Here is a 16,192-nt window from a genome sequence, read left to right on the forward strand (position 1 = left end):
AGCCCAATAGCGCCGATGGTACTTGTACGCAGGGAGAGTAGGTAGCCGCCGTCTTTTTGAGAGGAGAGATCAGACACACTCGTGTCCGGTCTCTCCTCTCTTTTTTTGCTCTGCGGTAGGCCTCAGTCGCCTAGTCGGATCAGTTTGTAGGTGTAGGATGTATGGCGCTGTTCCGCGTGAGCCCATGCTTAATGAGGGCGGCATAATGTGCCGCGCGCCGAAGCCGACCGTTAGCTCCTGGTGGTATTCTAAGTACTCTTTGGGGGAACTTTTTGTATGAGAGCTGCTGACCGTATAGTACAGCGTAATGCTCTCCAATTTCTCTCTGAGCGCCGACAGCCCCCTCCACACCTCATTTTCAACTCATCTTCAAATCTATGGATTGATTAAAATAAAATTAGAACCGTCTGATAACCAGATTTGTGATCACTCGCCTTAATGAGTGAGCATCTGAAATAGAGCGCAGAAAGTAAACTCTGCAACACGTTTTTCCCTATATTACTTATAATAATTATAAGTAGCCTTATTTATCCAGTCTTGATTAAATATATATGGGCATCGCTGGTATTTTATTCGATTTGTCGAGGAAATAGTTGGTGGAGATAAAATAATTAGTAGATTTGCGATGAGACTGATCGAGCTTTTGATAAGAATCGACAAAGTCCGTCACAAGCAATCACTACATAAGCCGCCAGCTGTTATGAGAATGAAAGAATGTTACGCACGACGCATCTCGCTAATGCTTCTGTTTATGCTACCGCTGTTGGGGCTTATAGGTCCCCTTTCTGCGCAGCAATACAGAGCTTTGACGCTACGTAGTGACGAGGTGTCTCTTTCTTTCAGCTCAGGAGACGGGTATGGTTTTAGTGTTTTGTCTCCTACTACCTCTGCCTCTTCAGAGGTTGATAGGACTCTCCCGTGGAGTCTGCAGTTACCGGATGGTGAGCTCTCTGACAGCCAAGTAGAGTATGTAGGTGGTCGTCAGGTGCGTGACGACCTCGTCGAGCTGACCTGGCGAGTGAGACAGGATGTCGGTACCTCTACTGTTACAGTGGAGATCTCTAACGTGGATGGTGATCCACTCCCCGAGTGGAGCCTTCGTATCACCGGCCCGATCGTCCGACAAGTAGACCAGATTACCTTTCCGAGGTTCAAGGTTCCCCGTGAGGATAGTATGGAGTTGATTATGCCCGTGGGGTATGGCATCTCGAAGACGATCGAGTTGGGGACTGAGGCCTGTCTCCCTTATCCATCCGGAAGTGGGACGATGCAATTTCTTATGGCATCCTCCTCGAGCGGAACCGCTTTTATCTCAACACGTGACACGGAGGGACACTTCAAGCACTTCAGGAGTGTTGCAGATGAGCAGTCAGTATCGATGTACGTTACTGTCCCTGTCTCAGAGGACTGGAGGCGTAATGATGATCTGCGATTACCATGGTCAAGTGTTATTGGCTATCGCAAGTCCGGGTGGGAGAGTACGGTAATTGACTGGTATCGACCCTTTACTTATCAGACAGAGTGGGGGGCAAAGACAGTCACTGAGCGCCAGATCCCGCGCTGGCTGATGGAGAATGACCTTTGGATCCAGAAGCAGAAGGAAGATAGCTATAGTGAATTGCTTCGTGCTATGGCGCTGTATGGTAATAACGTCGGCGTACACTGGTATCACTGGCATCATTACCCATTTGATACGCGATACCCTGACTATTTCCCTCCGAAGCCTCTGATCAAGGAAAAATTTCGTGAGCTATCCCATATGGGCGCTCACGTAGTACCCTATATTAATGGGCGTCTCTGGGATCCACTGTCGGAGGCTTTCCGCACCTATCATGGTGATAAGGCGCTCTGTGTGAAGAAGGACGGGTCCTTCTACGAAGAAGTGTATCGCTCTAAGGTCCCTCATAATGTGGCTTGTCCATCCTCTGAGATCTGGCAGAGAGTTCAGGGTGATGTGATCGATAGCATCAGTAAGAGACTCTCTACATCAGGAGTGTATATAGATCAAGTGGCTTGTGCGGCACCTGATCTCTGCTATAATCCCGACCATAACCACTCTCTCGGTGGTGGCAACTGGTGGGCTAAGGGGTATCGTGATATGTATCAGGCTGCTCGTGCGAGGTCTATAAACGATGGACAGATCCTTGCGACAGAGGAGTGTGCTGAGTGTTACATCGACCTTTTTGACCTGATGCTCATAGTGAATACCGACAGGCGTGGAGATAATAAGCCTATTCCTCTCTTCCCCATAGTCTACTCTGATAGAGCTCTCTACACAGGATTTTGCTATATCGCATCGCCCATTAATAATGGATCCTTCAAGTTTATCACTGCCAAGAGTCTCCTCTGGGGAAGTCAGCTTGGCTGGATACAGCCGGGAAGGATTGTGGCTGCAGATGCACAGCGGGAAGCCCTTTTCCTGAAGCGTATGCAGCAATTCCGTGCCAAGGTCAGGTCGATCCTCGTCGGCGGGCAGCTTCTCTGTGAGTGGTTTCCCGGCGAAGTCCCCCTGATGGATGTCCCCGGTCATGGTCAGTATCCAGCTGTATTGGGTGCTAAGTGGCGCTCCGCCGAGGGGAAGCCTTATCTGCTACTTGTCAATTGGGATGATCAGTCTCACAAGCTGACGCTACCCACCGGGAAGAGGATAACCCTCGCTCCACTCTCCGCCCGGGTAGATGAAGTCCCCTGTCAGGAAAAATGAAATAATCGATCAACTCATACTATATCTACCTTATGAAACCCTTATCTATCCACGTCTATTCTCTGCTGCTCCTGCTTGCGGTGGCGGGATGCAGTAAGTCAGCTGACTCGCAGCCTGAAAATGTAATCATGCCGGAGAATCTCTCCATCACACAGTCGATGGAGACCGGTAGGGTGATACTCTCCTGGAGTGATCCCAATGGCTCGGTTGATGGCTTTGAGGTCAGCTACAAGCCTGTCGGCACGGAGCAGTATGTGGCACTTGCTAAGCTGCCCGCCGATGCTCGCTCTTACGTGGTGGATCAGGAGATAGCTCCTGATGCATCGTACTACTTTGCTGTCGCTGCTCTGCGCGGTGATAGTCGCTCATATCCTGCCACCTCGCTCTACAAGGTGATCAAGGCAGATGCAATCAAGGGCGTCAGGATCTTACGTACCTATGCCTCCCATGCCGGGGTAGGGGTAGAGTATGAGCCTGCCAATCTGTTTGTAGGGGAGCGCAAAAACTTCGGGCTGATAGTCACACGTACTCCTGAGGAGTCAGCTGAGCCTATACTGGATATCCCTGCTCCTGCTGACTTGAGAGGTAAGTCGGGCTGTATGCAGATGATACCCATCACTCGCCTACCTAAGGATGCGACAGAGATTTATGTCAGAGCCTACGCTCTCGGTGATAAGTCTCGGTACGTAAGTGAGCCGTCTAAGGTTGTTCTCCCGGAGCAACCTGCAGCCATCAAGCTGGACTGGAAAGAGATCACCCCTGACGGACTTAAGGGCAAGGTGGAGGTGTATAGCACTACCTCTACTCTCAATGGACGACCCTTCAATGCCTGGTATGCTGTAGGTAATCCGGAGAAGAGCCGCATCAAGCGCAATGACCCCAGTACCAATACCTCGCTGACGGAGCAGGCCAAGCAGCTCTCAAAGGCTCTTGTCCTTGTGAATGGCTCCTACTTCTACATGAATACTACGCTCGGTATTTATGGACACAATGGGCTGAAGGGTGTCAATCATCCCCTTCGCGGTTCCTTGAGGACCAAGCATCCGGAGTACAACGTCATGTACCATGCGATGAGAGGATTCTTTGGCGTGACGAAGGAGGGAGACGCCAGGGTCTACTGGGGAGGATCAGAGGCCGGCGAGCCACACCTCTATGAGCACCCGATGCCTATCCTCCTGGGAGAGGCAAGATACGACTCTTATCTTCCTGAAATTGTAGGCAAGCCTGTAGAGTGGGTCCCCTACTATGGACTGTCCGGTGGACCGGTAGTACTTAAGGATGGGAGAGTGCCTGTAGACTTCACACCATTCCGTGAGGGTGATGAGTACTACTTGGCCAATTTTGAGCTTATGCCCTACGATATTTTCGGATCAGATATTCGTCCGGATAGGACAGCGGTAGGCATACGAGAGGATGGTCGCATTGTCCTCTTCGTCTGCGATGGACGTATTCCTGAGAGCAAGGGAGCTGACTTAGTGGAGCTCGCTCAGATCATGAAGGGACTGGGATGTAAGGATGCCCTCAACCTCGATGGCGGAGGCTCTACCAACATGTGGGTCAGTGGCGAGATCGTTAATCATAAGGACGTAGTAGCTGCAACCGGTGACACCCGTGCGATCAAGTCGATCATCGGATTTTTTGAGAAATAACTCGGCTGCCATTTGTTGTCTCTGATATGAAACAGAAGATCACTTTAGTACTTATCCTCCTTCTCCTTCCTCTTATCCCTGCCTGCGGAAATGGCTCTGAGGAGACGGATGAAGCGATTGCTCCCCTAATCGGGCTGTGTGATCGTCTTTTCCCGGAAAGGAGCGGAGCCTTTCAGTTCGTGCTTGATAGAGACACCACTTCATTGGACTCTCCGTCTCGGTACAGCGTTGTTGCCGAGAGAGGTAAGGTGACTATCAAGGGAAGTGATCCCCTTGCCCTCTCTGTGGGTCTCAATAGGTACCTCAGCGAGTACTGTCATACCTATGTAAGCCCGTACACTTATGATAAGGTGGAGCTGCCCGGTCGTCTCCCCGATACCAAGGGACCCCTTGAGGGATCGGCTGTTGTACCGGAGCGGTTCTTCCTCAACTACTGCACCTTCGGCTACAGCATGCCTTACTGGAAGTGGGCTGACTGGGAGCGCCTAATCGACTGGATGGCTCTTCAGGGTGTCACCATGCCTCTGGCTATTACTGGTCAGGAGAAGGTGTGGCTTGACGTCTGGACGGAGCTCGGTCTCGATCCGGAGTCCGTGAAGAGCTACTTCACCGGTCCGGCCCATCTCCCCTGGCATCGTATGAATAATATCGATCGATGGGAAGGTCCGCTACCTGACTCCTGGCTTGATGAGCAGGTGGAGCTACAGAAGAAGATCCTCGAGCGTGAGCGGTCCTTTGGGATGACACCTGTCTTGCCGGCATTTGCTGGTCATGTCCCCCAGGAGCTTGCCCAGCACTACCCCGATGCAGAGGTGCTCCGGCTTGGTAAGTGGGGCGGATTTGAGGAGAAGTACGGGACTTACTACCTCTCACCGGCTTCGCCACTATTCCGCAAGATCCAGACCCTCTATCTGGAGAGGCAGACTGAGCTCTTCGGCACCGATCATATCTATGGCATAGATGCGTTTAATGAGGTGGACTCTCCCGACTGGTCACCGGAGTTCCTTGCCGAAGTCTCACGGGCAATCCACACCTCACTAACCGATGTCGATAGTGAGGCCAAGTGGCTCATGATGACTTGGCTTTTTTATTACGATAAGGAGCACTGGACTCCTGAGCGGATACGGGCATTCTTAGAGGCAGTCCCCCAGGGGAGCATCTACCTGCTGGACTATTACTGCGATAAGGCTGAGGTCTGGAGGGAGACGGAGGCTTTCTATGGCCAGCCATACTTGTGGTGCTACCTCGGTAACTTTGGCGGCAACAGCTGGCTCTGTGGTAATATGCGTGATGTGCAGGAGAAACTAACTGCTGCGCAGGCCACACCCTCATCAGCACCTATGGGTATAGGCTGTACTCTGGAGGGTCTGGATGCCAATCCGATCATGTATGAGTATGTGCTCTCTCAAGCATGGACGAGCGCACCTACAGCGGATGAGTGGATCAGAATCTGGGCGGATAAGCGCGGTAATAACCCTGCGAATAATTACGTGTACGAGGCTTGGAAGATCCTCGAGAGCTCAGTCTACCGCGACTTCAGCAGAGGAGGTCAGGCGGTGCTGATCCACGCACGTCCCTGTCTGCATGGCTATCAGGGCTGGTGCACAGTGCCCGACTATGAGTATGACAACGATGATCTGCTACGAGCGTGGCAGCTGCTCTTGCAGGGCTACACCTTTGCCGAGACTCACCACAGGGAGCTTACCTATGATCTCGTAAATGTTGGTCGCCAACTCTTGGGGAATCGGTTTATGGAGCTCAGAGATGCCCTTACTAAGGCATACGAGGATAAGGATCTCGACCGAGTATCAGCTGTAGGACAGCAGATGGAGGAGCTTATGGACGACTACGCCGCGCTCCTCACGTATGAGCCCTACTTTACGCTCGGTAAGTGGCTCCGAGATGCGAGAGACTATGGCTCTCACAGTGAGGCAGAGGCTGACTACTACGAGCGAAATGCACGCAGCATCCTCACTGTATGGGGGCAGCCGGGGCGTCAGCTCACAGACTATGCCAATAGAGCCTACGCCGGTCTGGTCACAGACTATTATGCTCCCCGATGGAAGCGATTTATCGAGTCAGTGGAGAGCTCTCTCAGGGAGGGTGTCCCGCTTGACGAGGAGCAGTTTAGGGCAGAGATGATCGCCTTTGAGGATCAGTGGAGACACTCTACGGGGGAGATCGCAGAGGTCAGGCCATCTATGCCCATAGATCGTTATGTGTCACTTCTTATAAGTAAATACTTTCCCTCCGATGAGTCCCGATAGGGGATCATCCGGAGCTCAAATTATCAATAGGCTTATGAATTACTTACCACTACTATTTCTGCCAAGGGTCGGTATGGGCGAGCTGTTAGTTATCTTAGTCGTTGTCCTGATCCTCTTCGGCGCAAAGAGGATTCCGGAGCTGATGCACTCCTTCGGGAAGGGGATCAAGAGCTTCAAGGATGGGCTCAATGAGGATCTGACGGACCCCAAGGACGATGACTCATCCAAGGAGGAGAAGTGAGGAGCCCGATTTCTGGGATAATGCAGAGGTCCTGAGAGGCGTACTTATCAGGGTGTTTATCTACTTCCTGGTCGCTTTTTCAGTTGCCTTTGTCCTTGTCCCCAGGATATTTGACTCAGTGATCCTTGGCCCCTGTAGGGCGGACTTTGTTACCTATCGCTGTATTGAGCGGCTCAGTCCCGTGGAGAGTTTCGAGACCGGTAGCTTCCCGATAGAGCTTGTCAATATCAGGCTAGGGACGCAGTTCTTCCTCCATATCAGGGTTGCCATTGCCATTGCTCTGATCGTCCTCGTACCTCCTGTCTTGATAGAGGTCTGGTATTTTGTACGTCCCGGACTCTATCGAGGAGAGGCCATTGCCCTGAGGCATGTCCTCTTGGGGATGCCGATCCTATTTTACCTGGGTGTCTTAGTGGGTTACTTCTTGGTATTTCCACTGACATTGCACTTTCTTGTGTTTTACAATCTGAGTGACCTCATTGCTAATCAATTGTCTTTGGAGTCCTATATGAGCAACTTCTTTACCCTCATCTCAGCGATGGGCATCATCTTCCTGCTCCCTCTGGTGGTGAAGTTGCTGGCTACTATAGGTGTCCTCAATGTCGACACTCTCAAGCGAGGTAGGCAGTACGCTGTAGTTGTCCTGCTTATCCTTGCTGCCGTCATCACCCCCAGTGGCGATCCACTCACGATGACGGTCGTTTTTGTCCCGCTCTATCTGCTCTACGAGCTGTCTCTCCTGATGGTTAGGGTGGAGAAACCCGGAGTCGCAAAGACGATCCCCTCTGACTGATAGACTTAATGGCACAACTGCTGATAAAATCAAATCAATCACTATATATGAACTATCGAAAGCTTACTCTCTGCCTCCTTCTGGCATTTCTTGCACACCTCCCGCTTATGTCGCAGACAGCCATAATTGCCCATCGTGGGCTATGGAATGTCCGTGGAAGTGCCCAAAACTCTATCGAGTCACTCCATCGAGCCTACGACATCAGGGGCATCTATGGCTTAGAGATCGATGTGCAGCTGACGAAGGACAGCGTCCTTATACTCTCACATGACCCTGATATCGGTGGCTATCGTATCGACAAGACAGACTGGTCTCAGCTCAGAGATAACGTACGTCTCCGCAGCAAGGAGCAGATCCCTACGCTGGATGAGTTCCTGGAGGCCTTGAGCTCGTACCCCGACCTAAAGCTTTTCTTAGAGCTCAAGACTCAGGAAGACCCAGGCTCAGAGCGCTATCTCGCAGATCAAGCTCTTGCTATGGTCAAGGCGCACGGGCTACTGGAGCGGACAGCCTTTATCTCCTTCAGTATCGAGATCTGTAAGCAGCTCGTCAAGTCCTCTCCCGAGTCACTCGTCATGCACCTGAGAGCTGACTATAGTCCCAAGGAGCTGTATGCTATGGGGATGAGGGGAGTAGACTACAATTACTCCGTCTTCTGGAAGCATCCGGAGTGGTTTGATGAGGCCCGATCGCTCGGCATGTCCATAGGCGCTTGGACGGTCAATGAGCCTGCCACGATGCAGTACTTCATCATTCCCAGAGGGTTTGACTTCATGACGACAGACAACGTCATACCCGCTATGGATGTCTTCGACCTCCTGAAGATAGTCCCGAGAGACATCAGCAAGCCGATCAAGTAAGGTCGATTATAACTATTCCCAACAAAGCCCAATAGATAATTATGGAAGATAAGAGTAGAAGAAACTTCCTTAAGAAGAGCGCAGCCATAGGCGCTGCAGCCCTCTCCTCCACGCTACTCTCCAGAGCAGAGTCCATCACGGATGTGTACGGAGAGCCCCTCACCACAGAGTCCCGACTCCGGACGGCTCCTGTCGGTAATGCACTACCGATCACAGGGACCTTCCTTGATGAGATCACCCATGATATCCCCTGCCAAAACTGGGGCGAGGAGGAGTGGGATCGGGACTTCGGGTATATGCGTGCTATCGGCATAGATACTGTCATAATGATCCGCTGCGGGTATCGTAAGTTTATCACTTATCCGTCGCCCTACCTGATCAGCAAGGGCTGCTATCGCCCCGGGCGAGACCTGCTCGACCTCTTCCTGCGGCTGGCACAAAAGCATGGTATGAAGTTTTACCTCGGTCTCTACGACTCGGGAGTCTACTGGGATACCGGTGATATGTCTCACGAGATCGAGGATAATAAGTATGTCATCGATGAGGTGTGGGAGCGCTACGGTAAGCGGTATAGCAGCTTTGGCGGATGGTATATCAGTGGGGAGATCAGTCGTGCTACCAAGGGGGCCATTGGTGCCTTCCACGCGATGGGCAAGCAGTGCAAGGATGTGTCGGGAGGACTCCCCACCTTCATCTCTCCCTGGATAGATGGGAAGAAGGCTGTGATGGCCTCCGGCAGTGCGCTGACCAAGGCTGATGCTGTCTCCGTGCAGCAGCATGAGAAGGAGTGGGACGAGATCTTCTCCGGGATTCATGATGTGGTGGATGCCGTAGCCTTCCAGGATGGCCAGATCGACTACGATGAGCTGGATGCGTTCTTTGAGGTGAATAAGAGGCTCGCCGACAAGTACGGTATGCAGTGCTGGACCAATGCTGAGACCTTTGATAGAGACATGCCGATACGCTTTTTCCCGATTAATTTTGAGAAACTTCGTCTCAAGCTCGAGGCTGCTAAGCGTGCCGGGTACGATAAGGCGATCACCTTTGAGTTCTCCCACTTCCTCTCGCCTCAGTCTGCTTACCTGCAGGCAGGTCATCTATACGACAGATACCGTGAGTACTTTGGCATAAGATGAGGACCATCTCTCTCCATAGTTTCGTCCGGGCTTTCCTTGTCGCACTGTCCTGCCTACTGATGGGTCAGACCCTCTCAGGTCAGGAGAGAGCGTACGATGTGGTCGTTGTGGGTGGTGGTGTCGCCGGTACCGCGGCAGCACTACAGTCGGCCCGCATGGGATGCTCTACCTTGCTCCTCTCTGAGTGTGAGTGGCTCGGCGGGATGCTCACCTCGGCCGGAGTGAGTGCCGTGGATGGTAATTACCGGCTGCAGAGTGGCATCTACGGCGAGTTTCGTCGTGCCTTGGTCGATCACTATGGAGACGACAAGGCGCTGGCGACCGGCTGGGTGAGTCGGACACTCTTTGAGCCTTCTGTAGGGAATGCGATCCTACTACGTATGGTCCGCCGGGAGTCTCACTTGACGCTCTACCCCTCGACCACAGTCTCCTCTATAGTGACAGCCCCCGGAGAGGGGTATCGTCTGCGGATAAGTAGGCCGGAGGGCTCAGAGCAGGTGCTGGCGCGTCGACTGATCGATGCGACAGAGCTTGGTGACATCGCGGGAGAGCTGGGAGTGCCGTACGATGTGGGTATGGAGTCAAGGGCTATCTCAGGGGAGGATGTCGCTCCGGAGGAGTCTAATCACATCATACAGGATCTCACCTATGTAGCCATACTCAAGGAGTACGATCACCCCATACCGCTCCACCGACCGGAGGGCTATGACCCGAGGGAGTTTGCTTGCTCTTGCAAGACGGATCTCTGTCATACCCCTGTCAATCCGAACCGCACCCTCTGGTCGCCGGAGGATATGCTCCGGTATGGCAAGTTGCCCAATGGTAAGTATATGATCAATTGGCCGATAGAGGGCAATGATTACTACGCCAATGTGATAGAGTCATCCGAGGAGGAGCGTCAGGAGGCTTATCAGCAAGCTAAGGAGAAGACCAAGCGCTTCCTCTACTTCATACATAATGAGCTGGGCTTTGATCACCTCGGTATTGCGGATGATGAGTACCCCACTGCAGATGGCTGGCCCTTTATCCCCTACCACAGAGAGTCACGGCGGATCAGGGGGATAGTCCGCTTTGATCTCAATCATCTGGAGCACCCATACGATCAGCCACTCCCTCTCTATCGTACCTCTGTGGCGGTGGGAGACTATCCGGTGGATCATCACCACGAGGCCTATACCGGTGAGGAGGCGTTACCCGACCTCCACTTCCATCCGGTACCCTCCTTTGCTGTCCCGCTGGGCGTAGTGATCCCTCAGGATCAGGGAGACCTCCTCGTCGCGGAGAAGTCTATCTCCGTGTCTAATGTCGTCAATGGTACTACTCGGCTCCAGCCGGTGGTCATGCAGCTGGGACAGGCCGCCGGTCTGCTTGCCGCACTCTCCGTCAGGGATGAGATCTCTGCGGCAGAGGTCTCTGTGAGAGCTGTACAGCGTGAGCTGCTGAGGCGAGGTGGGTATCTGATGCCCTTCCTTGATGTCCCTCAGGGCGACCCTCTCTTCCTCCCCCTACAGCGCATAGGCGTCACCGGGATCCTGAGGGGTGAGGGCAAGACTATTAATTGGTCCAATGAGACGTGGATGCGTGTCGATGCTCCGCTCCACTACGGGGAGATCTTCTGCCTGGAGGAGTACTACCCCGATGCGGTGGAGCAGATCCGCCGGTGGAGAGGAGCCGATCAAGAGGAGGTATCGGTATCCCAGGCACTCCGGCTGATGAGCCTGCTCTCCCAGAGAGAGGTGACAGAGGCTGAGCTCCCGGGGCAAGACCTAGGAGGGACGATCTCGAGGGGAGACTTTATCCTCCTCCTGGATCGCATACTCAATCCCTTTAGTCAAGAAGTGGATCTCTACGGAAATAAGGTGTGCCGACCTGGTGGCTCACTAATACCGGTAAAAGAAAAGTCTAATATCGGTATTAGTGATCTCTAATATCGGTATTAGATCAAGCCCTTGTCCGCTGTAAAGAATCGATGTGATAATCACGGCATTATAATCAAGAAATAAAGACATGAATAGGTATCTGCTTCCGATCCTGCTGCTCCTCCTCGGAGCACAGTCGCTTTACGCTCAGCGCGAGCTACCTCCCTTTGAGCCCTTTGTCCACTATACTATGAGGGAGTCGATGTTTGAGGAGGCTCCCACCCATAATGGTGCGATCATCTTCCTCGGCAATAGCATCACTGATCACTGGCAGTGGCACGAGTACTTTACGCCACCCACCGGTGTCGCGATCCTCAATAGAGGTATCGGGGGTGACATCACAGCCGGAGTGCTCCACCGTATGCCTGAGATCATCCGGCATCAGCCATCCAAGCTCTTCCTGATGATTGGTATCAACGACCTCATCGGCTCTAAGCCCAATGCTCAGATCATTGCTAACATCGAGCATATCCTGAGTATCCTGAAGAGTCAGTGCCCCGACACGAAGATCTACCTCGAGAGTATACTTCCGATCAATCGGGAGATCTTCAAGACTGACACGCCCTCAGTAAGCACCGATAATATCCGTCAGGTCAATGCCGAGCTCTCAGCCCTGGCTAAGAGGATGGACTGTACTTACCTGGATATTTTCTCTCTCCTGATAGACCCGGAGACAGATATGCTGCGCGCCTCCTATACCCGTGACGGCATCCATCTGACTGCTCAGGGCTATCGTCTATGGATCAATGAGATAACCCCCTTGGTGGAGAAGTAAGGCAACAAGATGGAGAAGAAAGAGACCAACTACGGCTACCTGCTCTTCCTGGCGATAATTGCTGCTCTCGGAGGCTTCCTCTTTGGCTACGATACGGCAGTTATCTCGGGGACCATCCCTCTCGTGGTGGGGCAGTATGGCTTAGATACCATGTCGCAGGGCTGGTACGTGGGCTGCGCTTTGGTAGGATCGATTATCGGGGTGCTATGCGCCGGGATCCTGAGTGATGGGATAGGGCGCAAGTGGAGTATGCTGCTCTCTGCGGTCCTCTTCACTACCTCTGCGGTAGGCTGTGCAGTCTGCCACTCATTTGATCAGCTGGTAGTCTATCGTATCATAGGAGGGATGGGGATCGGCGTCGTGTCGATCGTCTCGCCACTCTATATCTCTGAGATCTCTATCCCTAAGTATCGCGGACGGATGGTGGCACTCTACCAGCTTGCTGTCACCATTGGTTTCCTCGGAGCATACCTCATCAATTTTGCACTCCTCCGATGGTCCTCCTCTGAGCCGAATCTCTCCGGAGACTGGATGCAACTCATCTTCTCCGCAGAGGTATGGCGTGGGATGCTGGGCATGGAGACGATCCCTGCTCTGCTCTTCCTTGTGGCTATACTATTTATCCCCGAGAGTCCCCGATGGCTCATCCTGAGACATAAGGACGACCAGGCAAGGGCGATCCTACGCACTATGCATAGGGACCCTGAGGTGGTCGAGAGTCAGATGAGTGAGACGAGAGCAGCTATCGCAGCAACATCCGCTGAGCAGAGCTCTCTCCGGCTCCTGAGGGAACCGGCTGTCCTCCGCCCGGTCTTGATCGGGGTGGCGATCGCTATGCTCGGACAATTTATGGGAGTCAATGCTGTGCTCTACTATGGTCCCTCTATCTTTGAGGGTGCCGGGCTGGCAGCGCAGGACTCTCTATGGTATCAGGTGTGGATCGGTATAGTCAATGTACTTACCACCATGCTGGCGATCTTCCTCATCGATAAGGTGGGGCGGAAGACTCTGGTCTACTATGGCGTGTCAGGTATGATCGTGTCGCTGGTGCTGATAGGGCTATACTTCCTGTATGGTGAGACGATCGGCATCTCGTCCACCTGGTTGCTGGTCTTCTTCCTGGCATACATATTCTTCTGCGCGGGGTCTATCAGCGCGGTGATCTTTGTCTTCCTCTCAGAGATGTATCCGACCCGCATCCGAGGTCTGGCGATGTCCTTGGCGGGTCTCTCGCTATGGATCGGGACCTACCTGATTGGTCAGCTTACGCCCTGGATGCTGGAGACGCTGACGCCGTCGGGGACCTTTTTCCTCTTTGCACTCATGTGCCTGCCCTACCTCTATATCGTATGGAGGCTGATGCCGGAGACTACCGGTAAGAGTCTGGAGGAGATCGAGCGCTTCTGGTTCCGCTCTACTCCATCTCGATGATGACTTAGTCGCCATGAGCTCCACCTCGTACATACTCCGACTCCTCCTCTCCTGCGCTGCCCTCGTAGGAGGTCTCTCCGCCTATTCTCAAGAGGAGGACTACACCCTGATCCCCATGCCTCAGCATGTGGAGTCTCTATCCGAGGGGTATTATGAGTGGTCCGATGGAGTGAGGCTGTCGCTGCCCGAGACTCTTAGTGATCTCTTGCCTATTGCCAGAGAGTTGGTCGGTGAGATCAAGGAGGCGGGGGAGGTCTCGGGTCTGAGCGTCTCGTGTGAGGAGTCGACGGATCGCTCGATGATCCACTTCGAGTATGATCCGGGGATGACGCCGGACGGGTACACACTCAGGATAACTCCTGACGCAGGTGTCCTCCTCCGCTATAAGGAGATCGAGGGAGCGCGCTACGCCCTACAGACGCTTAGGCAGCTGATCACTCCGAGAGGGCTTCCCTCACTGGAGATCGAGGATCGACCGCGGCTTCCCTACAGGGGACTGATGCTGGACGTGTCACGCCACTATATGCCCCTCCCCTTTATCCTCCGACTTCTCGATGAGATGGCTCGGTATAAGCTCAATAAGCTCCACTGGCATCTCACGGATGGTGGTGGATGGCGCCTGGAGATCAAGAGCATCCCTGAGCTGGTAGGCAAGACTGCTTACCGTAGCGAGCCTCACTTTATGACCTGGTGGGACTCCGGTGACAGACGGCATATTCCCTCTGACTCTATCGGCGGCTATGGTGGGTACTACACGCAGGAGGAGGTCCGCGAAGTGGTCCGCTTCGCTCAGGAGAGAGGCATAGAGGTGATCCCTGAGATCGAGATGCCGAGCCACAGCAGTGAGGTGCTCTATGCCCTTCCGCAGCTCTCTTGTAGTGGTAGTCCGGCAAGGTACGAGAGAGATCTCTGTCTCGGTAATCCTGAGACCTACACCTTTATACACCGGGTCCTGGATGAGGTGATGGATCTCTTCCCCTCTCAGTATATCCATATAGGGGGCGATGAGGCAGACAAGAGAGGATGGGAGACCTGCTCACGATGCAAGGCTCTGTGTGACAGGGAGGGGCTGGAGAGTACAGACGCCCTGCAGGGTTACTTCATGACCTCCATCTCAGAGTACGTCACCTCCAGGGGACGCACAGCCATAGGCTGGGATGATGTCCTCGGTGGAGGAGCACCTCACGAGATGACTATTATGTCCTGGCGTGGTGAGGAGGGAGGCATCACGGCAGCCAAGTCCGGTCACGATGCCATAATGTGTCCTGTGGGGATCCTGTATCTGGACTACTATCAGTCGGATAGACGCTATGAGCCGGAGGCCAATGGCTGGACCACTACCTTTATGAGGACTTACGGGTATGATCCTATACCCCCCTCACTCACATCGGATGAGAAGAGGCACATCGTAGGTGTACAGGGAAATCTTTGGACGGAGTATGTGCCTACACCGGAGCATGCAGAGTATATGATCTTTCCTCGCCTCCTGTCTCTCGCCGAGATAGGCTGGACTGAGGTGTCGCGGAAGGATCCGGAGTGCTTTAAGTGGCGTCTCAATCGCGAGGTGGAGAGACTGCGGGGTAGGGGCGTCAATAGCTATAGTCCCTCCTCCATCTTGGATGAGAGTATGACTGTCGACAATGCTCATCGGAGGATACTGGTAACACTGGAGAGTGAGCGACGTCCCCTCGAGGTACATTATACACTGGACGGGACGATCCCGACACTCTCCTCGCCGAGATACAGCCTCGGTGACACCATCGTGGTGAGCGACTCTGCACGGATCATGGCGGCGCACTTCGTGGCCGGCAGGATAGATGGTCGGGTGACGGAGGTGGATGCTGACTATCACTTGGGGGTGGGTAAGAGACTTACCTGGCTGACCCCCACCAGCAGGGAGTATGCCTCTGTGGGTCTTGAGACGGCGCTGCTGGACGGCGTGCGGGGGACGGCAAACTTCTCTGATGGTAAGTGGCTGGGGACTCGTGCCTCTCGCGACAATGTGGCGCTTATCGATCTCGGAGTGGTGCAGCCCATACACAAGGTATCGACCCGATGCATGCAGCAGGCGGGTCCCGGTCTCTATATGCCTCGCTGGGTCGAGGTCTCTCTCTCCGAGGACGGACAGACCTTTACCTCCTGTGGCAGGATCTTATCTGCCACCTCCCCCGACGATCGGAGGCAACGCATAGAGACATTCACTACCAGGACAGATCGTAAGGCGCGCTACATCAAGGTGCACTATCATATGCCTACGGACGATAAATACCTGATGACGGATGAGATCGTGATCTGGTAAGAGTTGATAATGAGATTAATAATAATAGTTTTATAGATTCACAAACCCTAATAAGTCAAAACCGCAGATTATGAAGATCCCAACTGCCTCTATCTGCTGGAGATTGGCCCTTGTGGTT

Annotated in this window: 11 protein-coding genes; all 11 read left to right on the forward strand. The window is 53.4% G+C overall.

Annotated elements, in window-relative coordinates:
• Window positions 1–871: 871 nt before the first annotated feature.
• The 11 genes from AC1EKE_RS07215 (at window position 872) to AC1EKE_RS07265 (ending at window position 16,074) form a co-directional block, all read left to right on the forward strand.
• Window positions 872–2,704 carry a DUF6259 domain-containing protein gene (locus tag AC1EKE_RS07215; RefSeq protein WP_297128679.1) on the forward strand — a complete coding sequence of 611 codons (1,833 nt, stop codon included), beginning with the start codon at window positions 872–874 and terminating at the stop codon, window positions 2,702–2,704.
• Window positions 2,705–2,736: 32 nt separating this feature from the next.
• A complete protein-coding gene (locus tag AC1EKE_RS07220; protein ID WP_480308858.1) occupies window positions 2,737–4,353 on the forward strand; it encodes a phosphodiester glycosidase family protein in 1,617 nt (538 codons plus the stop codon).
• A 26-nt stretch (window positions 4,354–4,379) separates the two neighbouring features.
• Window positions 4,380–6,620 carry an alpha-N-acetylglucosaminidase gene (locus AC1EKE_RS07225; protein ID WP_297128683.1) on the forward strand — a complete coding sequence of 747 codons (2,241 nt, stop codon included), beginning with the start codon at window positions 4,380–4,382 and terminating at the stop codon, window positions 6,618–6,620.
• A 34-nt stretch (window positions 6,621–6,654) separates the two neighbouring features.
• The gene (tatA, locus tag AC1EKE_RS07230) at window positions 6,655–6,861 is read left to right on the forward strand and encodes a twin-arginine translocase TatA/TatE family subunit (RefSeq protein ID WP_297128686.1); all 207 of its coding nucleotides are present in this window, start codon (window positions 6,655–6,657) and stop codon (window positions 6,859–6,861) included.
• Complete coding sequence (gene tatC / locus AC1EKE_RS07235) at window positions 6,836–7,654, forward strand: twin-arginine translocase subunit TatC (protein ID WP_297128689.1); 819 nt, start codon at window positions 6,836–6,838, stop codon at window positions 7,652–7,654. The genes tatA and tatC overlap by 26 nt, the downstream gene beginning before the upstream one ends.
• A 47-nt stretch (window positions 7,655–7,701) precedes the next feature.
• Window positions 7,702–8,514 carry a glycerophosphodiester phosphodiesterase gene (locus AC1EKE_RS07240; protein WP_296159935.1) on the forward strand — a complete coding sequence of 271 codons (813 nt, stop codon included), beginning with the start codon at window positions 7,702–7,704 and terminating at the stop codon, window positions 8,512–8,514.
• Between the two features lie 41 nt (window positions 8,515–8,555).
• The gene (locus tag AC1EKE_RS07245; RefSeq protein ID WP_296159941.1) at window positions 8,556–9,650 is read left to right on the forward strand and encodes a DUF4434 domain-containing protein; all 1,095 of its coding nucleotides are present in this window, start codon (window positions 8,556–8,558) and stop codon (window positions 9,648–9,650) included.
• Window positions 9,647–11,578 (forward strand): FAD-dependent oxidoreductase, encoded by a 1,932-nt coding sequence (locus AC1EKE_RS07250; RefSeq protein WP_297128691.1) that lies wholly within the window; start codon window positions 9,647–9,649, stop codon window positions 11,576–11,578. The genes AC1EKE_RS07245 and AC1EKE_RS07250 overlap by 4 nt, the downstream gene beginning before the upstream one ends.
• Before the next feature lie 79 nt (window positions 11,579–11,657).
• Window positions 11,658–12,344: a GDSL-type esterase/lipase family protein gene (locus AC1EKE_RS07255; RefSeq protein ID WP_480308859.1), complete on the forward strand. Its 687-nt coding sequence runs from the start codon at window positions 11,658–11,660 to the stop codon at window positions 12,342–12,344.
• A gap of 9 nt (window positions 12,345–12,353) precedes the next feature.
• Complete coding sequence (locus AC1EKE_RS07260; protein ID WP_297128697.1) at window positions 12,354–13,775, forward strand: sugar porter family MFS transporter; 1,422 nt, start codon at window positions 12,354–12,356, stop codon at window positions 13,773–13,775.
• 13 nt (window positions 13,776–13,788) lie between these two features.
• Window positions 13,789–16,074 carry a glycoside hydrolase family 20 protein gene (locus AC1EKE_RS07265; protein WP_297128699.1) on the forward strand — a complete coding sequence of 762 codons (2,286 nt, stop codon included), beginning with the start codon at window positions 13,789–13,791 and terminating at the stop codon, window positions 16,072–16,074.
• Window positions 16,075–16,192 lie beyond the last annotated feature (118 nt).

This window comes from Porphyromonas sp. C0041D3 (genome assembly GCF_056590575.1).